Origin of the sequence: Microcoleus sp. D2_18a_B4 (assembly GCF_036702475.1) — a bacterium.
Lineage (GTDB): Bacteria > Cyanobacteriota > Cyanobacteriia > Cyanobacteriales > Microcoleaceae > Microcoleus.
On the sequence record NZ_JAUBTL010000014.1, the window covers coordinates 103,640 to 125,107 of the forward strand.

At 43.7% G+C, this 21,468-nt stretch carries 16 protein-coding genes; 4 read left to right on the forward strand and 12 right to left on the reverse strand.

The window, feature by feature from the left end; all coding sequences use genetic code 11:
- The first annotated feature begins 76 nt into the window (after positions 1 to 76).
- Entirely contained in the window at positions 77 to 1,561 is a 1,485-nt protein-coding gene (locus QUB04_RS11240; protein ID WP_333284159.1) for an alpha-amylase, read from the forward strand.
- A 60-nt stretch (positions 1,562 to 1,621) separates the two neighbouring features.
- On the opposite strand, the gene gnd is transcribed toward QUB04_RS11240, so the two are convergent.
- The gene (gene gnd / locus QUB04_RS11245) at positions 1,622 to 3,076 is read right to left on the reverse strand and encodes a decarboxylating NADP(+)-dependent phosphogluconate dehydrogenase (protein WP_333284161.1); all 1,455 of its coding nucleotides are present in this window, start codon (positions 3,074 to 3,076) and stop codon (positions 1,622 to 1,624) included.
- Positions 3,077 to 3,369: 293 nt separating this feature from the next.
- Here gnd and QUB04_RS11250 point away from each other — a divergent pair, with 293 nt between their 5' ends.
- Positions 3,370 to 3,792 (forward strand): hypothetical protein, encoded by a 423-nt coding sequence (locus QUB04_RS11250; protein ID WP_333145077.1) that lies wholly within the window; start codon positions 3,370 to 3,372, stop codon positions 3,790 to 3,792.
- Between the two features lie 213 nt (positions 3,793 to 4,005).
- Here the strand turns inward: QUB04_RS11250 and QUB04_RS11255 are convergent, their stop codons facing one another.
- From QUB04_RS11255 to QUB04_RS11300, 10 genes are all read right to left on the reverse strand, one after another.
- Positions 4,006 to 4,602 (reverse strand): Uma2 family endonuclease, encoded by a 597-nt coding sequence (locus tag QUB04_RS11255; RefSeq protein ID WP_333284163.1) that lies wholly within the window; start codon positions 4,600 to 4,602, stop codon positions 4,006 to 4,008.
- Positions 4,603 to 5,355: 753 nt separating this feature from the next.
- On the reverse strand, positions 5,356 to 7,221 hold the full coding sequence (locus tag QUB04_RS11260) for an ABC transporter ATP-binding protein (protein ID WP_333284165.1): 1,866 nt from the start codon (positions 7,219 to 7,221) through the stop codon (positions 5,356 to 5,358).
- A 219-nt stretch (positions 7,222 to 7,440) separates the two neighbouring features.
- Positions 7,441 to 11,460 carry a WD40 repeat domain-containing protein gene (locus tag QUB04_RS11265; protein ID WP_333284167.1) on the reverse strand — a complete coding sequence of 1,340 codons (4,020 nt, stop codon included), beginning with the start codon at positions 11,458 to 11,460 and terminating at the stop codon, positions 7,441 to 7,443.
- A gap of 170 nt (positions 11,461 to 11,630) precedes the next feature.
- Positions 11,631 to 12,245 carry a hypothetical protein gene (locus tag QUB04_RS11270; protein ID WP_333284169.1) on the reverse strand — a complete coding sequence of 205 codons (615 nt, stop codon included), beginning with the start codon at positions 12,243 to 12,245 and terminating at the stop codon, positions 11,631 to 11,633.
- Complete coding sequence (locus tag QUB04_RS11275; protein ID WP_333284171.1) at positions 12,242 to 13,390, reverse strand: AAA family ATPase; 1,149 nt, start codon at positions 13,388 to 13,390, stop codon at positions 12,242 to 12,244. Before QUB04_RS11275 ends, QUB04_RS11270 begins: the two co-directional genes overlap by 4 nt.
- A 157-nt stretch (positions 13,391 to 13,547) precedes the next feature.
- Positions 13,548 to 13,688, reverse strand: coding sequence for a hypothetical protein (locus tag QUB04_RS11280; protein ID WP_333284174.1), 141 nt, complete (start codon positions 13,686 to 13,688; stop codon positions 13,548 to 13,550).
- Positions 13,689 to 13,785: 97 nt separating this feature from the next.
- Complete coding sequence (locus tag QUB04_RS11285; protein WP_333284176.1) at positions 13,786 to 16,122, reverse strand: glycoside hydrolase family 31 protein; 2,337 nt, start codon at positions 16,120 to 16,122, stop codon at positions 13,786 to 13,788.
- Between the two features lie 72 nt (positions 16,123 to 16,194).
- Complete coding sequence (locus QUB04_RS11290) at positions 16,195 to 16,356, reverse strand: hypothetical protein (protein WP_333284178.1); 162 nt, start codon at positions 16,354 to 16,356, stop codon at positions 16,195 to 16,197.
- Positions 16,357 to 16,811: 455 nt separating this feature from the next.
- On the reverse strand, positions 16,812 to 17,171 hold the full coding sequence (locus tag QUB04_RS11295) for a group 1 truncated hemoglobin (RefSeq protein ID WP_333160123.1): 360 nt from the start codon (positions 17,169 to 17,171) through the stop codon (positions 16,812 to 16,814).
- A 177-nt stretch (positions 17,172 to 17,348) separates the two neighbouring features.
- Positions 17,349 to 17,588: a hypothetical protein gene (locus QUB04_RS11300; RefSeq protein WP_333284180.1), complete on the reverse strand. Its 240-nt coding sequence runs from the start codon at positions 17,586 to 17,588 to the stop codon at positions 17,349 to 17,351.
- A 240-nt stretch (positions 17,589 to 17,828) separates the two neighbouring features.
- Here QUB04_RS11300 and QUB04_RS11305 point away from each other — a divergent pair, with 240 nt between their 5' ends.
- Positions 17,829 to 18,431 carry a 2OG-Fe(II) oxygenase gene (locus QUB04_RS11305; protein ID WP_041622513.1) on the forward strand — a complete coding sequence of 201 codons (603 nt, stop codon included), beginning with the start codon at positions 17,829 to 17,831 and terminating at the stop codon, positions 18,429 to 18,431.
- Positions 18,432 to 18,488: 57 nt separating this feature from the next.
- On the opposite strand, the gene QUB04_RS11310 is transcribed toward QUB04_RS11305, so the two are convergent.
- Positions 18,489 to 20,267: an SWIM zinc finger family protein gene (locus QUB04_RS11310; protein WP_333284182.1), complete on the reverse strand. Its 1,779-nt coding sequence runs from the start codon at positions 20,265 to 20,267 to the stop codon at positions 18,489 to 18,491.
- Between the two features lie 236 nt (positions 20,268 to 20,503).
- On the opposite strand from QUB04_RS11310, the gene QUB04_RS11315 reads away from it, so the two are divergent.
- Positions 20,504 to 21,340 (forward strand): GIY-YIG nuclease family protein, encoded by an 837-nt coding sequence (locus tag QUB04_RS11315; RefSeq protein ID WP_333284184.1) that lies wholly within the window; start codon positions 20,504 to 20,506, stop codon positions 21,338 to 21,340.
- Positions 21,341 to 21,468 lie beyond the last annotated feature (128 nt).

Genomic DNA, 21,468 nt, shown 5'->3' on the forward strand with positions numbered 1-21,468 from the left:
ATACAGTGACAATGGGCAAGGCTATAGCCTAAGATCGGTTTAAATTATCAGTATCATCTCAAGACAAGGGTGCAAAATGGCAGATATCAACGGCACGATGATGCAATATTTCCACTGGTACATTCCCGATCGAGGAACCCTGTGGGATGAGGTGAAAAACCAAGCGAAAGAATTGGCAGATGCGGGTTTTACGGCACTGTGGCTGCCCCCAGCTTACAAAGGAATGGCCGGGCAAAGCGACGTTGGATATGGGGTTTACGACTTATTTGATTTGGGAGAATTCGACCAAAAAAATTCAATACGCACCAAATATGGTACTAAGCAGCAATATTTGGATGCGATCGCAGCCCTACACAAATCTCAGGTTCAAGTCTATGCCGATGTAGTTATCAACCACAAAATGGGTGCAGATGCAGCAGAGATATTTAAGGCAACTCCTTATCCTCACAACAATCGGCTAAATCCCAAAGGTGGGTTGCAAGAAATCAAAAGCTACACCCATTTTAACTTTCCCGGACGCAAAGGTAAATATTCCCAATTTGAATGGCACTGGTGGCATTTTGACGCAGTAGACTACAACGAATACAATTCAGACGATCGCGGCACAGTCTATTTGGTAGAAGGGAGAGTTTTTGATGATTATGTTGCCCTAGAAAATGGCAATTTTGCATATTTAATGGGGTGCGATCTGGATTTCCAGGATCAATGGGTACGAGATGAAATTACACGCTGGGGTAAGTGGTATCTCGACACAACAGGTGCCGACGGTTTCCGTATAGATGCAATCAAGCACATATCGTCTTGGTTTTTTGCGGAATGGTTGGATGAAATGGAGCGATATGTCGGCAAAGATTTGTTTGTTGTCGGTGAGTATTGGGCACCAAATATCGATATCCTGCACTGGTATGTCGGTTCAGTTAAGGGCAAAATGTCAGTTTTTGATGTGCCGCTGCATTACAACTTTCATTACGCCAGCAAACAAGGTGGTAACTACGATATGCGGCGCATCTTAGACGGTACAATGATGCAGCAGCAACCGGCTCATGCAGTAACGTTTGTCGAAAACCACGACTCCCAACCGCTGCAAGCACTTGAATCTGTGGTAGAACCCTGGTTTAAACCTCTTGCTTATGCGATTATTCTATTGCGAAGAGAAGGTTATCCCTGCGTTTTCTACGGCGATTATTACGGTGCAGAATATGAAGATAGGGGGCGTGATCGCAATCGGTATAAGATTGTTATGCCCTCTCATCGATCGCTAATTGACAAGTTTCTTCATGCTCGCAAACACTTCGCCTACGGCCCTCAATATGACTATTTCGATCATTGGAATACAATTGGCTGGACGAGATTGGGCGATGGGAAACATCCACAGGCAATGGCAGTAATTATGAGTGACGGCCCGGAGGGTTCCAAGTGGATGGAAGTTGGTAAACCTCATGCTAAGTTTGTGGATTTAACAGGGCATATTCAGGAACCTGTTTCTACTAACGAGTGGGGTTGGGGCGAGTTTCGCTGTCAAGGCGGTTCAGTATCCGTGTGGGTTCAGGAAAAAGAGTAGTTGACAGTAATCTCATGGTTGAGCTGTAAGGTGCGCCGAAACGCACCCTACAAAAATTAATTAGTCCGTAGTACCGGTTTGCAGCGACTCTTTAGCAGTCTGCGTCCACTCAGAGTGGAAGAATTCACCGCGCGGTTTGTCGGTGCGTTCGTAGGTGTGAGCCCCAAAATAATCACGCTGAGCTTGCGTGAGGTTTTGTGGCAATCTTTCGCGTCGGTAGCTGTCGAAATAGTCCAGCGAGGCGCTAAATGCTGGCACTGCAATCCCCAGTTGGCAAGCAGTAGCCAACACGTCTCGCCAAGCCGATTGGCGATCGAGAATGCTCTGTTTGAACTCCGGCGCTAACAGCAAATTCGGCAACGTGGGATCGTCCTTGAAAGCTGTTTTAATCTTGTCCAAAAATCCAGCCCGAATGATACAGCCACCCTTCCAAATTCTGGAAATTTCGCTCAAACTTAAGTCATAGTTGTACGACTTCGATGCCGCGCTCAACAGCGCCATGCCTTGCGCGTAGGAGCAAATCTTCGAGCAGTAAAGCGCATCCCGGACTTTGTTCACAAACTCTTTAGTATCGCCTTCGTACTTGCCGCTAGGCCCGGTTAGTTCTTGGGAAGCTTTGATGCGCTCGTCTTTGTAAGAAGACATGATTCTCGCATTCACCGCAGCGATAATTGTGGGAATGCTCACGCCCAATTCCAAAGCACTCATTACCGTCCAGCGGCCGGTACCTTTTTGACCGGCTGCGTCCATAATTACCTCAACTAAGGGTTGCTTAGTTTCCGGGTCGTTGTACTTGAAAATGTTAGCCGTAATTTCAATCAAAAACGAGTTGAGTTCGTCTGTGGTATTCCATTCGGCAAAAACTTCCTGCAACTGCTGGCCGTTCAATCCACCAACGTTTTTGAGCAAATCGTAGGCTTCAGCAATGAGCTGCATATCCCCGTACTCAATGCCGTTGTGAACCATTTTCACGTAGTGGCCAGCGCCACCAGGGCCGATGAAAGTCACGCAGGGGCCGTCATCTACTTGAGCAGCAATTTTGGTGAGAATTGGCTCTAGTAGGCCGTAAGCTGTTTGCGTGCCACCGGGCATCAAGCTAGCACCATTCAGCGCGCCTTCTTCGCCGCCGCTGATGCCCATGCCGACAAATCCCAGTCCGATCGATTCTAAATCTTTGGTGCGGCGTTCGGTGTCGTCGTAGAGCGAGTTGCCACCGTCAATAATCATGTCGCCCGGTGACAGCATGGGTTTGAGCTGATCGATGACCGCATCTACGGGTTTCCCAGCTTGCACCATGACTAAGATTCGGCGCGGGGTTTCTAGGGCATCGACGAATTCTGTCAGAGTCTTGGCGGCTACAATGTTCTTGCCGGGGGCGCGCAGGGCCATGAAGTCGTCGGTTTTAGCTGCTGTGCGGTTGTACACAGCCACGGAGAAGCCTCTGCTTTCGACGTTGAGGGCAAGGTTCTCGCCCATCACTGCTAGACCGATTAAACCAAAATTTTGCTTTGTCATGCTAATAACCCGCTGGTTGTTCCCGCTTGAGGATTGATTTGCGAGAGAGGAAAGCGAGGCGGGGTGTACCGCTTTCCGGTGGACTAAAAGTATTGGACAATAGACCTAGGAGGTTTAGGTTTATTTTTATATTCTCAGAATTGCTGTTTGGTAAATCAGTAGGGTTTTTTTAAGATTTAAGGGATATTAATGACGCGGGCAGGTGATGATAAGGCAGGTATTATGTCGATCGCGGTAACGGTAGATACAAACAAGCGGACATTTTAAGGAAATTTTAGGAGACGGTTGTAACTATGGAAGATTTGCAGTATCTCGCGGCCTGGGTGAAGGAGCAACACGCTCGCGAGTATATTTTGACTTGGCTGCTGAGTCAACAGGGGCTGTGGTGGTCTGATGGGGATATTTATCAGGCCGTTTTGCAAAAGTCGGGAAAGCTTTTGAAAGCTTATGTCCAAAAAAGGCAAGCGGGAGAGTTATTTGAGGGAATTTCGGAGAAGTTGGTGGGAGATGATAATTGGGATGATTTGGTGCTGAGTTTAGGGCGAATTGTTGCTGTTTATCAAGAGGAATTGCTGAAGCTGCAAGAGCGCGATCGCCGGGGAGATGGGCTAAAAAAAAATTTGATTAGCCAACCGTTGACTGGAGATCCTTTGCCGCTTTTGGAGGTGCAGCAAGCTTTGCCCGATCCTTATGCGGATACTCTAACGGGGAGATAATTTGCGATCGACTTTTCGGAGGCACAAGAATCTCAGAAACCGGGTTTCTTCCTATATCTCTCGTACTCAACCAAAAATTGTTGCCGAAACCCGGTTTCTCGCCACGCAGTGAATCCCAAAAACCGGGTTTCTTCCTAAATCTCTCGTACTCAACCAAAAATTGTCGCAGAAACCCGGTTTCTCGCCAGCAAACTAAAGAAAATGGATCGAGATTCAAGGATTGAGAATAGGTGTAATATCTAGAAGAAATCCGGGAAGTACATCTTCACCCGAAAGTGTAGGCGGTTGGTCAAAAGAGAAATTAATCACTTCTGCTACATCTTCAGACAAGCGATAGATTTCTACTAAGGGCGTTTGGGGGTCAATTAGCCAACCTAAGCGACAGCCGTTAGTTCGATAATACCGCATTTTAGCCCGCAATGTTTCTAGGGAATCAGTTTGCGATCGCAATTCTATTACAAAGTCCGGGCACAGGGGAGGAAATTTGCGCTTATCTTCTGCGGATAATGCTTCCCAACGTTCTAGGAGTACCCAAGCAGCATCAGGGGAACGCTTCGCACCGTTAGGTAATTGAAAGACAGTCGAAGAGTCAAAGACTTTTCCCAATCGAGTCTGACGATTCCACAAATTTAGGTCTGTAGTCAAATCGGAATTTCTGATGCCGCTTTCGCCGCCTGTTGGAGGCATAATAATTAGTTCTCCTTCGGGGGTTTGTTCTAATCGCCACTCTTCATTAGCGATGGACAATTGATAAAATTGTTCGTCGGTTAAAGCGACGGCTGCAGGTAGGTTGAGAGTTATAGTTTCCATCGTTGATATTATCGCCAACTAGGTTGGTTTTATTATAACTCGCACTTTCTGACAATTTTCTCAAAAAGATCGCATTCAACAGTAAAACAGGTATCTCTGCTTTACCTCGAAGGCTAGATCCCCCTAAATCCCCCTTAAGAAGGGGGAGTAGGGGTTGACTTTGAATCGAACTTTTGTCCTCTCGTTAAGAAGCGGGAATTTGTATTTGACTTTTGTCCCCCCCTTTTTAAGGGGGGCTAGGGGAGATCGAGACTTTGCCACAAAACAAATGAGATTAATCTCTCATAAATCTATCTCGCACAATCATCCCAGGAATCGGGTTTCTTCCGATATTTCTCGTACTCAACTGAAAATTGTCGCAGAAACTCGGTTTCTCGCCACCTAACGAGAGAAATTAGAGCGCAAATCCGCGATAATTGATCACAATCACCCGCGCCAAATTCCCCACGCTAACCCACAAGTCCGCCGGGGGTTGAAAACCCCCGTCTCATAGCAAAAGTCCTCTCAAAGAGGACTGAAAGACACATTTTTGAACAAGCATTGCAATATCTCCCCAGTCGGTTGAAACTGAGATGTTGCACCATTCTCAGTAAGCTTTTTATGAACAGGCTTTCCGGCCTGTTCCACAACAAAATTCACTCTTTGTGGAACAGGCCGGAAAGCCTGTTCTTGAGAATGGTGCAAGATGTGAGTTTCAACCGACTTTCGCTATGAGACAGGGGTTTTAACCCCTGGCGGACTGTTTGTTTAACTCTAAATATAGCTGCTAGCTTGACGGGTGAACATTGAGCAGTAAATTCCGTTTGATGCTATCAATTCGTCGTGAGTTCCTATTTCTGCTATTTTACCGTTTTCCATCACGGCGATGCGATCGGCAATTTTTGCTAATCCCAATCTGTGACTGATGACTATGGTTGTTTTCCCGGCGGCTATTTGGCGGAAGATGCTGTAAATTTCGTGTTCTGTCTTGGGGTCGAGGGCGGCGGTTGGTTCGTCAAAAATGAGCACTTCGGCTGTAGAAAGCCGCATTAAGGCGCGGGCGATCGCAATTCTTTGCCACTGTCCCCCCGATAAGTCTATGCCGTCTTCTAATTGTTTCCCCAACGGTGTCTCTAAACCTGCGGCAAGACTATTGACTTTGGCGCTAATTCCTGCTTCGGAAATAGCTTCATTAATTGCGGTGTCATCTGACAGTGAAAGCAAGTCGCCGAAACCGACGTTTTCGCGAACTGTGGAGGGGAAACGGGCGTAATCTTGCATAACGACGGCGATGCGCGATCGCACGTATGCTAGAGAGTACGATCGCAAATCTTTGCCGTTCCAGGCGATCGTACCACTTGTCGGGTCGTACAGGCGGCCGAGGAGTTTGCCAAGAGTTGTTTTACCCGCGCCATTTTCACCAACAAGCACTAGCATTTCACCCGGATTAATGGTTAAGTTGATATCTTCAACCGTGCTTTTATTGCTACCGGGATAGCAGAAAGATAGATGCTTAATCTCGATGCCAATTTTATCTTTTGTGGCACGGGCATCTTGCCCGCCATCTGGTAAACTCGGCAGGCGAGATGCTACATCTCCAAGCGGCGACTGCAATTCTGGCTTGAGTTCCAACAGTTGAAAAATCGGACTAACGCTGAGAGAGATATCGTACAAATTAGTAGAAGTGCTAATCAGCATATGCAAACTTTGCTTTACTTGAACAATCAAACCAGAATAGAGTGCTAAATCGCCCAAAGTATAGCGACCACCCAAAGCTCCCATTACTACATAGATAAATGGCAAAGCCACTCCGATTCTACTAAACATCGACCAGAAAAGTACAACAAAAGCTCCTTTTTTTCGGATTTGCTGCATCTCGCTAAAAAATTGCAAAAACTGATCCTGCCAGCGTTTGAGCCAAAGTTCCTGCAAGCCAAACAAACGCAATTCTTTAGCATATTCTTCGTCCGTCAATACTCGAGCGGATAAGTTCATTTCGCGGCTGATTTTAGCTTGCTTTCTTTGAACTCTCCAGATGATTCTGCTATATTTTCTTTGGGTATAAATTGAGGGAGATGATGAGATTAACATCAGCAATGGCACCCACCAAGCTATTGCAGCAGCAAGGCCTATCGATGGAATAAATATAAAAATTCCCGTGATGGTCATGCTGATGGTAAAGGCTAGTTGCTGTATTTTGGCTACTCCGCTTTTTGCGAGTTCTACTATATTTAATAGTTCCGGGTTTTCAAAGAGGGCAATATCGTCGAAATTGGCGACTTTTTCGAGGACTTTTCCTTCGACAAAGCCTTGAACGCGATCGCGCAAAGATGTCGCGACAAAAGAGTTCATTGTGTCTAGGGCATCACCAACTAACTTGAGACTTAAGACTCCGCCAATACTCCACAGCAAGATTGGCCGGGAAAGCATTAAAGTAAAGGGCTGTGCTGTTTGGGTTTGCGACAGCAACCGAGATACTTCATCAATGATTAATTTATCTAAGAATAGGACGGCAGATGGGGCCGCACCGCTGATAATGTTGAGTATTATTAAATGGCGGAGTTCTATTGGTGCGGCTTTGATTATCAGGCCCAAGCTGCGCCACAAAGCTTGGAATGTGGTAATTTGGATGGCTTGCATAGTTTGTGGGTAGGTGTCGGGTCTAGTCATCCCCGGACGGTATATTATAACAGTATTTATTAACTGTTTGTTAAGTATTTAAAATTAAACACCTTAGTTAGTTTACTCTGTGAATTATGGTATTTTATTCATAAATTAATTTTTCATTACTCTATTAGATACTCGAAAAAGTTCCTAGCATCCATCTAATTTAAATAATCATCATGAGCGAGTACATCATTAAATACTATAACCATCGAGTACATCATTAATACTATAACCATCGTAGTAAAAAAGCTGGCTTCTGTAAAACCACGCCTCGATTTTATTCGGAAATTTATCGCAATAAAAATACTCCCCAGAAAAATAATTACCTCTTATATCGATATCATTCTCATAAATATATTCAGCAAAATAATACTTATAAAAATAATTATCTTTGAAGACATCATCATCAAAATCATCATCAAAATCATCATCAAAATCATCATCAAAATCATCATCAAAATCATCATCAAAATCATCATCTTGTTCATGATCCCGCTCAACTGTCTCTGTAGGTGCAGGTGCAGGTGCAGGTGCAGGTGCAGGATTGGGTAGAAGTGTTAATGGTGGTAGTGTTAATTTCTGATCCTCAACTACATTTATGAATGTAGAATCATAAATCTCTCCAACAAGGGCGGTTATTTTAACTTGACCGATACTTTTTCCAGCGATAAATTTACCATCTGAATTTATATTGCCACTTGTTGCACGCCAGATTATATTCCCTGGCCTCATCAGATCCCCTTGCTGATCAAATCCTCTAGCAGTAAAAGTTAAATTATGATTAAGCTTAAGTTGTACTTTTTTAGGAGAAATTTCTAATTGTCTCAATACAGGAACTACAATAACTTCAACAGAAGCACTAATCTTAGCGGCATTAATAAATAATTCACCCGCCAAGTCTAGAATCCGAGCGACAATCTTAAAGATGTTTTTCTGTAACCACGCTTCTATATCAAAACCAAGGATCTCGGTTTCTTCATTTGTAAAATCTGTTTCTGTATTTTCTGCTTGTTCTGTTTGTTGACCAGTCGTAAAATTACTTTTTATAAGCTCGACAGCCGACTTGAGGATGAAATTACTTTGGGTAAAATTAACCAATGAAAATACACGATATAAAAGCCTCATGTATATTCCCAAGATTAAGAGTTTAGCCCTTACCCCAGATTCAGATATTTCAGTAACAGTAGCTCTTACCTTAAATGTACCTTTCGCATTATGATCGGCAGTAAAATTACCGCTTGGGTCAATTTTTCCACCTGTTGTTTCCCAAGATATTTTTCCAGTATCTATTCGATTGCCATATTGGTCTAAGCCTACTGCTGTAAATTTTTGGCATTCACCAGGCTGGAGCTTTACTACTTTTTCAGGATAAATCTCTAATCGTCTTAAAACTGGGAGCAACGTAACTGTAACTGATTGAGTAATTCCTTCGACTGTCGCATTAACCGTAACTTCACGCTTTTCATAACCTCCTATAAAAGTTCCATTGGCGTTAATTCTTCCCCCTTGAGTACATTGCCAATCTACTTTATTAATCTGTATTGGTTCATCTTGTTGATCAAATCCTATAACATCAAAAGTGAAATTTTCTTCGGGTTTAAGTGCTACTTCCTTGGCAAAAATAGAAAAGTATATCAATACAGAAACTACTGTAATATCAGCAAAGGTACTGACATTGTATTCCGTGGAAGTAGCAGTTCCTCTAAACTTACCTTTAGCATTTATGTCAGCTATAAAATCGCCATTTTGGTCAATCGTACCGCCTGTTGCTTTCCAAACTATCCGTCCAACTGCGATTTCACGAGCCCACTGATCTAAACCATGAAGCTTGAATTGTTGATGCTGTCCAGGCTTTATTTTTACTTCCTTTGGTGAAATTACTAATGTCGTTAGTTTTGGTGGTTCAACTATCGTGACCTCAGCAGAAGCGCTTATTTCTCCCAGAGTAGCAGTAACAGTTATTTTCTCCTCTTGATAACTAGCGCGGAACATTCCATTATTCAGAATTGACCCGCCCGTTGTACTCCAGGCTATTTGTCCAATATTTATGTTGTCACCATACTGATCCTCACCTTTTACTCGAAACTGAAAACTCTGCCCAAACTCTAATTGAGATGTTGAGGATGTAATAATTAGTTCTGCTAGCTTCGGAGGTTCAATAATCGTAATTGGGATAACTCGACGCATAGAACGGACTGAAGCGATAATTTCAAAATTTCCTTGCTTGCTTCCAGCTAGAAAATTGCCATTTTGGTTAATTGTTCCACCTCCGCTACTTGCTGACCAAGTAATTTTCCCAGTTTGTATGTTGTTATCATACTGATCTACTCCTTTAACTCGAAACTGAAAGCTCTGACCAAACTCTAATTGAGGTATTGAAGATATAATAATTAGTTTTGCTAGTCTCGGAGGTTCAATAATCGTAATTGGAATAACTCGACGAATTGAACTAACTGAAGCTATGATTTCAAATTTACCTTGTTTGCTTCCAGCTATAAAATTGCCATTTTGGTCAATTTTACCCCCTCCGCTTACTTCCCATAATACAGTTTCCTGCATGGGCTTTCTGCGTTGATCTAAAACTTGTGCTGTGAATTGTTGCGTTTTACCAAACTCTAAAGTAATACTAGAGGGAGCAAAAGAAATATCAGTGATTCTAGGAGGCTGAATAATAGTAATTGTGACAGAAGTCTCAAAAATGCCTATCTTTGCTTTAACTTCAAATCTTCCTTCTCTTTGACCTGCGGTAAATAAACCCTGTTCGATTTTACCACCAGTAGTTTCCCATGTAATATCTTGATCGTTAAAGTTCATCTCTCTATTATTCTGATCTAAAACTTTAACAATAAAATGCTGCTCTTGACCACAAAAGAGTGCTTGGAAAGTTTCATAAATAACAATTTTGCTTAGTTTAGGATAAGAACATCCCTTAATAGCATGAAGTGGTTTTCCGGTTTCTGCCTCCAACAATGTTACCCAATCTTTACCTGCAACAGCAAGAGTTTTTCCATTAGAGCTAATTGCTACAGAGCTAATAAAACCAGACTCTTCTGGTAAATCATAGATGATTTTATTATAATTATCTCGTAAATGAAATATTTTAATGTTTTGGGAAAAGCCTACTACAAGTATATTTTGATTGACATGATAAGCTAGAGAATTAATTGATTGATTGTGAGAGTAAGTATTGGTGCATTCTAAATTTAGAAGAGGTAGTACAGAAGCATCTCCATTATCTGCTGCGGCCACAATAATCCTACCTAAAACCCAAGCCCCTACAGCTATAGGCCCTCCTAATGAAAATCCTGCTATAGTAGCTGCTACATCTACTAAACCTTTCCCCAAAACTGAAGCTGATTGATTTGAAGACACTTCTTCAGTTTTGGATTGCCAAAATTTGATAACCCCATCACGACTTCCACTAATTAAGGTTGTGTTGCCTGAAGTAATACTTAAAGATTGAATCCAAGCCGAATGCCCTTCAATACTGCCTATGAGTTGACCGCTATCTAAATTCCATAATGTAATTTTATTATTAGTGCTTCCACAAGCGATGACTTTTCCATCATGGCTAATACATAAGCTCAAAACACAAAATAGTTCCTTTTCATTTTTTATGGTTTTACTTAGCTTACCTGTATTTAGCTCCCATATTTTGATGGTTTTATCTGCGCTACCGCTAACAATTTTTTTTCCGTCAGCAGGGATAGCAACAGCAGTAATCCAACTAGAATGACCATTGAGCGTCCGACTAACCTGCCCTGTTTTTAAATTCCATACGTTAATATTTTTATCTGCACCTCCGCTAACTAATGTATTTCCATCAGGACTAATAGCCACAGACAAAACCCAGTGCGAATGTCCTTCAATACTACGAATTATTCCCCCCGTTTGCAAATCCCATACCCAAATCTTTTTCCAACTCCCTCCAACTAAAATAGTATTGCCTGGACTTATTGCTAGACAAGTAATAACATCTGTTGGGCAAGTTGTTAAGTTTTCGGGTGTATTTCCCCTCAAACAAGAATTATCACCCCGAAAAACTCTGTAGGCAAATTGTTTAACTCTGTCTGATTGATCTTTGATTGACTGTTCAATCAATAGTTCTAAACCTTGTTGACCATAATTGAGAGTTTCTGATAAAGCAGCAAGTCTTTCTTGCTCACTTGGACTAGATAACTGCTTCTTAACTTCTTCAATTCTTGTAGACATTCTATTTCCCTCCCAATCATTCACTTTCGGATTTTTTGGCAGCGACAAGCAACAAATTAGCTAGGTGATAGGGTTCTAGCATAAATGTGGTAATAATAAAATTTCATGTATATTATAACAGATTATCAGTTAATCATAGTAGATGATGATAACATAATTTCTCTTTATCCTCAATTTTCCCAGGTTGGTTGAAAATTTATGAGTGCATTCATAGCTCGTTCCAAACTGGGGGAATTAGTCTGTGCTGACGCAACCTGCCAACTTTGATTGACAAACTGGATCAGTTGACCGTTGTAGTCTTTACCAATTTTAGCCGTACTATTAGGAGCGGGGACGATCGCATCCCGCAGATTTCGCTTCTTTGACTTTTTAGCCAAATTGATTAAAAGCTGCTTGGGGTCAGGAATTCGATCCGCGTCGCCAGGAGGAATCAAGTCTACTGAAATACCCAGAAATTCGGCAAATGCCGATCGATGTGCAAGTAACCACGCTTCCACTTCTTTAACAGCAATCCGAAACAGCAGATTAGGATGTTTTGGTTGAGTTAACCACTCCGAAATAATTACTAGCGGGCATTCTGCATTATCCAAATCAGTTAATACTAAGTATGGCATTCCCTTGGCCGCATAATTTAATCCAGAAATAATCTTTTTAATTTTGCCATATCCTCTCTGATTCAAGCACTGTCCCACTGAAAAGGGACGTTGAGACTGTTTGAGCATTTGTTTAAGAACTGCTTCACTCAGTACATCCTCAAACACTAGATTGATGGGAATATCTGTCATTTGAATAAACTGAGTTGTTCGATCGCGGGCGGTGCTGTCAGAGGAAGTGCAGCATCAGCTATACTTAAACCTCCTTCTAATAGCATTTTGATTTGTTCATTACTTGAAGCAAGTTTTACCTGAGTTCCTTCAGGAGTCGGTGTCATTAGCAGCACCTCTTCGCCGCCAATGCCTTTGTCTGAGAGCAAATCAGCACTATGGGTACTCAGAATAACCTGTCGCTTTCTCGGACGCTGAAGGCGATAAATCAGAGAGGGTAGATTGCTAACAATCGCCGAATTTAAGGAAAGTTCTGGTTCTTCTAATAACAATAATGAATCGGATTCTAACAGTGACCAGAGTAAACCAATTAACCGTAACGTTCCGTCAGAAAATTGGTCTTCCCGTTGTTTTCCTGCTCCGGGCCGCCAATGTTCGTAAACAGCTTCCAAATGCGGAACCCCCATCACATCTTTGGTATCTGTGAGGTTTTTCAATTGTGGGACAGCCAGCTTTAAAGCATCTTCAATTTTTTTTAATCGCGATTTTCTGGTTTTTTCGGTAGTTTTAGCAACTCGCTCTAAAAAAGTTCTCCCAAAAGGATCTTCGGAAAGTCCAGGGGTAGCAAAAGCTTCGGGATGGCGAACTAACTGAGGAATTAAATGTAAATATAAAATCGCTTCTAAAAATTTAGGAATTTCTCTAAATTCTGCATTGGCATTAATTTGCTCTAAATAAGTCTGGGTGAGACGTAGCTCATCGTTGTCATCTTCTTGAGTAGGGCGATTGACAATTTGCTCCTCGCCTTTCCAAACTCGTTCGTAGGCAACAATCGGCTCATTTTTCCCCCCTTTTCTCTGTTTAATTCCCAGCCCATACCTCCATAATGGCTGTTGGGCATTAGATTCGGAAAGGTGAATTTCTATTTCTACATCTGGATAACGGCGCGCATAAAGACTGCGAATTTTTGAGACGCCACCTCGATCGCTCACGGCTTTCTGCAATCCGCCTCCTGCTTTAGCCAGATCCCGCAAAAAGCGCAATGAATCGAGAAAGTTTGACTTACCACAAGCATTAGGGCCTACCACAAAAACGCGATCGCGCAAATCAACATTCACTGACTGAAAATTGCGCCAATTTTTCAGAGCTATATGGGAGATAATCATACTGATAAAATTTCCATTGTTCTTGTAATACTTTAAAATTATTTCGGTCTTCAGGGGAAACACTATCCTCACAACCTTTACTTTACAATTTATCCAACCCCTTTGCCGATTTTTTTAGATATTTTTTTGGGATTTCTATAACCCGTTAACATCTTTGCTACCCTAGAAATAAATTTTCTCTAGCTACAGATGAATCACAGACGATCGCCCTTTCCATCTCAAACTCTGCCAGATCGAGCGATCGCCCTGAATGAATGCCACCATAGCATAAACCGCTTGATATCGTTTCCGGTTGCATCGGAATGATTTAACCGCAGAGGGCGCAGAGAACGCAGAGGGAGAGAATACAGAGATGAATACAGGACGATGCTACCGGATTTGATGTGATGCCAAAGTTATCCAAATGTCAAACGCCGCACCGTACCATCATCTGTAAATCGCTGTTCGCCAACGCCAACAACTTCCACAATAACTTCGCGTTCTGATATCAAAAATTGACCCTCGCGCGCGGCAATTTCAACGATGATTTTTTCCCCTTCCAAATACACCTTGTAAGTAGTCGTAGCCCAGACACCTTTTTCATGTTCAAAACTGTGTCCATCGTCCTCATAAAGCGTCCATTCACCGCTTCCGGGCCAAATTCGCATTTTTAATGACTCAAGCGGTTCTTCGCTGACAAATTGCCTCACAGGTGCGATCGCAATTATGCCCCCGCCCCGCACGTAAAGCGGCATTCTCTCCAAAGGTGCATAGGCTAAAATGTGCATCGGGCCCTGATAGCATTCACCCGTCCACCAATCGTACCAAGTCCCCTCCGGCAAATACACGGCGCGATGCTCAACGCCTGGCCGGTAAACAGGTGCAGCCATCAGCGACGGGCCGAGTAATACTTGATCGTAAAGGTGATAAGTTGCCCGATCGCGCGGAAAGTGATATAGTAGCGGTCGCAAAATCGGCGTTCCCGTCGTCGCAGCTTCCCAAAACAAGGTGTAAATATAAGGCAACAACTGATAGCGCAAATTGATGTATTCGCGGCAAATCTTCTCAGTGCGATCGCCAAAAACCCACGGTTCGTGCTGCGCCGTACTCATCGCCGAATGACCGCGCATCAAGGGATACAGCATCCCCACCTGCATCCACCGCGCGAACAATTCAGCGGTTGCATTCCCCGCAAAACCGCCGATGTCGCAACCGACAAACGCCACGCCGGAAAGCCCCATGTTGCAAAGCATTGGTAGCGACATTTCTAAGTGTTCCCACTGCGATTGATTGTCGCCCATCCACACCGAGGAGTAACGCTGAACGCCCGCAAAACCCGATCGCGTCAGCACAAAAGATCGATCGGTCGATCGCACTTTTTGCAACCCCTCAGCACAAGCTTTCGCCATCATCAACCCATACAAATTGTGCGTTTGGGCGTGGGTAGCGCGATCGGATTCCGGGCCTTGCGGTGCATCCAGGGGAAAGCTGATGTGTTCGCCGCCATCGCCAAAAGGCCGTTCGGCGATCGCAGGTTCGTTCATGTCGTTCCAAATCCCCGCAATCCCAATATCTGTCAGAGTTTTGTGCAATTCGCCCCACCACTGGCGCACCTCCGGCCGCAGGAAGTCGGGAAACACCGCTTTGTCCGGCCAAACGTAACCGTGGAATAGCTTTCCCTCTGCGGTGCGGACGAAATAGTCATTTTCCACACCCTGATCGAATATTTCATAATCTGCTTCCGGTTCGTACTTGACACCGGGATCGACAATCGTGACAACCTTAAAACCCGCTGCTTTCAAGTCTGCGATCAGTTTCGCCGGATCGGGGAAACGCTTCGGGCTCCAGGTAAAAACGCGGTAGCCGCGCATATAGTCGATGTCGAGGTGGATGACATCGCAGGGAATCGCCCGATCGCGAAATTCCTTGGCCAACTCGCGCACAATGTCCTCTGATTCGTAGCTCCAGCGGCATTGGTGGTATCCCAGTGCCCATTTTGGCGGAAGCGGCATCCGGCCGGTTAACTGCGTGTAGGTGGCGAGAATTTGGGCAGGTTCCGGGCCGTAAATGATGTAGTAGTCGAGTTCCGGGCCTCTGGTTTCCATCCGCAAAACCCCCGGTTGTTCGGCGCCGATATCGAATTGACTCCAAAATGTAGTGTTGAAGAAAATGCCGTAAGCGCGATCGGGATTCAGGGCGATGTAAAATGCGATCGCCTGGTACATTTCATCGGTGAGGGAATTGTAGTCGAGGGAGTCGGTTGTCCAGTTTGTCTTGACTTCGGAGAGTTTGTCGAGAAAGCCGGTGCGTTCGCCGAAACCGTAGAAGTGCTCGTCTGCTTCGATGCGCTTCCAGCCCGCGGTTGCACCTGCGCGCCATCCCATACTGCGATCGCAGTCGCTAGCAAAGGGTTTTCCCGATTTGTCAAAGCATTCGATTGCAGCGCGATCTCGCTTTACGGAAATTAATATTTCTGCGGTTTCAATTTCTATTTTTTCGTCGGTTTCTCGCACTTCAAATGGTATAATTTCCCACTCTTCGTCATCTAGGGTTATTGAGTGCGATCTGCTTTTGAATTCACCTGTCGGGGACATTCGCACTCTGATTAAATTCGGCGCGAGGATGCTGAGGTTTAGGGAAGTTTCGCCGCAATTAAAGTGAAAGGTGCGATCGGTTTTATTTATGGATTGTACGGAGGCGATCGTTGACCAAGGCTGTTCAGTAGTTTGCAGTTTTCCGAAGTATTGCGGCATATACGATTTGGTAATTGGTAATTGGTAATTTGCAATTAGTAAACCGATCGTGCAAGCCGCACTTGACTGCCGTCATCTAGCTAAAGGAGGAATATAACTTGTCAGCATTTCAAGTAAATTAACAAATGCGGTAAAATATACTTCGGCAATACCGTGGCTAGCTGAATAAGCATCTATAAAAAATGAAACAGGTATCCATAAATTAAGTGAAAAATAACTGAGGTTTTGCACCATTTTTCATTTTAAATCAGGCTTTATGAACAGGCAAGATGCCTGTTCCACAAAGACTAAATTTTCTTGTGGAACAGGCATCTTGCCTGTTCTTGATAACGGTGCGAGATGTCACAAATAACTTAAATCCACTACTATAGCAATCCTTGCAGAAGTCGTAAATTTTGTACCCCACCCCAACCCTCCCCGAACCCGTGGGGAGAAAGTAAGAAATTCACAAATGATGCAAGGATTGCTATATATCGATCGCGCGATTGCTTCCCACAACTCATACGGGCTATCGGTTAAATAACTATAGCAATCCTCGCATCAATTGTGAACTCTTCTCTTCCTTCGCGTCGCAAGCGGTTCATTATATGCGGCCAAAAACGAAGTGGAGCTTTCGCTGCACAATTACGAAATCTCCACTTTTATCAGTATTCTAGTGGCTGCAAAAACCCTCTTGTCTGCACTCGATCTTACTTGTACAAAACAGCCTCTTTCAAAGTCGCGATCTTACCTAGCGCTTCATCGAGATCCTCTTGGGACGCGCCGTGGGCAACTATTGCATCTGTCAAATGCTTCACAATTGCATCAAAGTGTTCAGGCTGTAGATTCAAACCTGCGTGTGCTTTCTCCATTGAACGGCCTGAGTATTGCTTGGGGCCGCCAAGGGCATAAGAGATAAAAGCAGTTTGATGGCGGCGCTGCTTTTCCATGTCTGTATGATCGAAGAAATGGCTCACTATCTCGTCAGCCAAAACATCGCGGTAAAAATCATCCACCATCTCTTTAATGGCTGGCTCTCCACCCATTTTTTCGTACAATGTTGTTGCCATATCGTTTCAGCGAGTTATTTTTTTTCACTTACTCTTTAATTATAGCTGGCAGCTTTGCTTTTTTCCACTCGGTTAAATATTAATTTAATCTAAAATAATTACTTAGTAACTGTTGCGACTGCTGGTATTTTTTAGACCCCCCTCTATTTGTAAACTTTATTAACGTTCTATCGCCACTTAAATTTTGTCGATCGCCCTCCCAGCATTTTGACCTAATGCACGGGTTGCTTGTTTGAGCAAGATGTTTGCGAAAAAGCCCCAACACGCATCTGTTTTCCAGCTAGCAAACTCAAGAAATCGGTGATAGAACAGAGGCCGGATGCGATCGCGGAAATTAGGCTCGCCCCTGCAATTGGACAAGTTAAAATAAAAGGGCGATCGGCAGCCGAGCGGCATCATGTATAATCGAATTGCCAATATAATCGAATCACAACAACGATCGCCTATATGTCGATCGCCTGTATAGTAATATTTGGCAGTTGCTAGTCGGTTGCGACACTTCCGGGCGGCCCGCAGTTAAGAAAAACCTTTGACTTAAGTACGCGGACTGAAATCAACATTATTATGCCCTCCGCGAGAAACGAAGCAATCCCAAGTCTGAGCGATTGCTGCATTTCTATCTGCTGTTTCCTTAAACTTTGATGATTTTTGAGTGCCTTGAAATACTATAGCCAACATCCTAACGCTTTCTCGATCGACTACCTCAACGACTTGCGAGGAGCAATTCTAGCCTCCCCTTATCTAGCAATCAACAACCTCAATCGCGATTTCATTGGCACAAAAGGGTTTTCCGTCGTGTTTCAACGTTCGGAAATCGCCGAAGTAGAACGGCGGTTCCCTTTGTTCAAACCCTATCTAGACCAAGCATTACAGCCTGAATGCAATGCTTTTTATCTCAACCCTTTGTTACTGGGTGAAGGTTCCCGCGTCGATCCGCATATCGATCGATCTTTGCGATCGTACTGCAAAACTGTTGAACCTCCCGCAGCCGTCAGCGTTTTGTACGTACAAGTGCCGCCGAACTTGCAAGGGGGAGAGTTGATACTGCGGCGCAACAAACAGCAAGTCGGGCAGATTAAGCCGCAAGCCAACTCGCTGATCTATTTTCAAGGAGATTTGACTCACTCTGTCAACGCTGTTAAAAGTACCGGAACTCGTTTGAGTTTGGTTTGTGAACAGTACAGTTTGAGCGAAACAGAACTGCAAGATATTCCAGGATTCACAGTGGAATCTAGGGCCGTGAAAGCAAAAATTAAGTAAGATTTATTCGCTCCTGGGTTGGGTCGCTTTCACTTGGGTTTATGGTAAACTTAAGGCTCAATCTAAATCAGGACTTTTGAGCATTTCCATCAACTTCCGCTTCCGGCTGTGTACTTGCATCAGTTGAGAACGATAAGCAGACCACTGAAGATTTTGCCCAGTGTGTAAATAGGCAGCGCGGGCTTTTTCCAACCACTTAATCGCCAGATTGTACTCGCTTGATTTCCCTTGATCCATAATCGATGCAGCACGCCCACAAGCATTAGTGATTACCCAATCTGGGCTGTGGCTGATAGCAGCCCCCATTACTCGGTGAATCAGTGCTGATTGGTAATAACTTAAGCCATCAGCAAGGGCGATCGCATCTTCAATCATTCCCTCATCCAGAAAAATATCAACCTTCGCGTCAGTAAAATTCCAACTTTCCTTACTTTTCAGAGTTGCTAACAAATCTGCTTTCAAAGTTGACCAACTATCTCTTGCTAACTCCTTCACTAAACTATAATCGCTAAAAGACGGTTGGATTTTAAATATCTGAATTCTAGCATTTAATGCAACTTCATCTTCGCCCAACTCAACAGCCAACTCACTCATCGATGTTGCCAGTTGGTAATGGCAACGACCTGACAAATTTAACCCAGCTTGGCAAATTTTCAGAGCTTGTTCTAAGGCTCCCTGTTGTTTTAAAGTTTGAACGAGAGCCAAAGCATCTTCCGCTGATTGCATCTGGGTAGCAGCAGCTTCCACTGCTTCTTCTACTCTCCCCAAACGAGTTAACATCGTCAAGTATTGTTGAGTACAACCTTCTGCTTGGGCTAAGTATAAGTATTCTCGATCGCGTTCCTGGCGATCGAGGATTTGCAAGCGAATCAATGCTAAGTCGTGAGCACAGTCTGGTGCGTCACCGGCCCAAACTCCTGACCCAGTAATGTTTCCTTCCAGTACCTGTTGGAGTAGGGGGTCATCCCAACCTTGGCGTAAAGCTTCCAAGCTCATACTGAAATCACAATCCCATTCATCTTGCCAAGCTTCTAACATCACCTGGAAATCGATCTCTTCTTCAGCAGTTAGTTGAGCCGTCAAAATGGCTTCTGTCCAAGCTTCATTCAAAGCGTTAACTACCTCAGAATTTTCAGCGCCATATTCTTCTACATCATCCCAATCTTCAACGCAGGCTGTGGTGATGGCTTCTAAAATTACTAAGGCGTTGTTGCCATCCCCCTGTTCGCTGAATTCCTGGGCTCGCTGAATTACATCTAAAAGTTCTTCTGTAATTGGGTCTTCCTCCCATCCATCCTCCAAATACCTCACAGCCTCTCGCAAAATTCGTCGTACTTGGTGTCGAAAGGGAGCAGGATCGATGGAGGTGTGGCGGGGTGCTTTGGTTGGTTGGTTTGAAGGTGCAGGAATAGCAATTAAGTTAATGTATCGTTCGATCGCATCAATGAGTGATGGTTCTTTTTTTACTAAATGCTGTATTAATTGCTGGGTTTGTACATCGTTGAGGCGATCGAGCAATTGTTCCAATGTCGGGCCCTGCTCAATTATTTCTGGTTGCCGCAGACACAATAACAGCGTCGCCACAATGTGTTTGCACCACCCACCGTTATCGTAAGGACAAGTGCAGAATAATGTAGATGCTAATCCGGCATCATCAAAGGGCAGGGTAACACGGTAGGGTTCTACTTCGGAACCCTCCACTACTGCTTGCACCATATTGCCACGCCGGACTGCCCTAGTAACATTGCCAGCTAAATAGTAAGCTTCACCCCGCTTGAGAGATTGGGCAGAGGTGTTATGCTCGATCGTTGTTTCACTGAGTTTAGGAATGACCATGAGATTATGCCTCAGCAATTAAAGGATTAGACTCGATTTTACCTGAGAAATACACTTGGTCTACAATTTAATTGCGTCCAGATTTGAGGTTTCCCTAATTTTCAAAAATCTATAAAGCAAGCACTGAGAAGGTTCCTTACAAAGGAAAACGAGTAGCACTCGACACAAAAAATATTGGCAATAGTTTATTATTAATTTATAATTATTGCTTAGCTAAGAATCATCAAATGTCCAGTATGCTTAATCCTTTGCAGTTACCCTCACTTCCTTTATCTGAACGCAAGCAGTTACCTGAATGTGCAGCTATATATTTTGCGATAGATGCAAATAATAGAGTTCTTTATATAGGGAAAGCTAAGAATTTGGTGGCAAGATGGAGAAATCATCACCGCCTCCATAAGTTAGAAGAAATTGACCAAGAGTTTCCTGTTAGACTGGCTTGGCAAGCATGGAATGAAGAAAATTTGGGTGAAGCAGAAAAAGGCTTAATTAAAAGATTCCAGCCTTTGCTGAACAATACAGAGGTTGAAACACCTGCTGTCATCCCATCAGAAATTGTGTTAAGAGATTTTCTAAAAAACTTTTCAAGACGGCTAATTATTTTCGGTATGGAACCTAAAGCTCCTGACACGCTCCTCAAAGTCCATCTCAAATATGATTGGCAAAATTTGTCTTCTCAGGGAACAGCAGCTAAGATAAAAGACTACATCAAACAAAACCAAAACACAAATACAAGCCTAAAATTTAAGCGTCATAGATATAGTAAATTCAATTTATTCGCTGGAGAAACTTTTCGTCCAGGTAGTAGAGCGCAGCGAACAATGGCCCGGGAACATCGGTCATACAACAACCACTGGGAATTGGCCTGTAATGGTGTTGTCATTCATATCACCCCTACAGATTTTTATCGGAACTATAAAGAAAAAACTCAAGTGACCAAACTAGCGGGAGTAAATTTTCGTGCAATCACAGAAGAGGTGTTTGCGGAGGCCAAAAAAAATAGTAATTATGAATTCTCTGGATTATGTTGTTTCAGAAGCGATCCAGTTCCCCTGCTTTGGGTTAACTTGTAAAGCCACCCAACGATGCAAAGCATTTTCGATCGACGCAGGATGTCGGAGTCAATGAAGCTGCTGGTTGGGTAAAATGTCAGAGGCGATCGCCTCACCAATAAAAACCACCAGATTAATTTAAACTGATT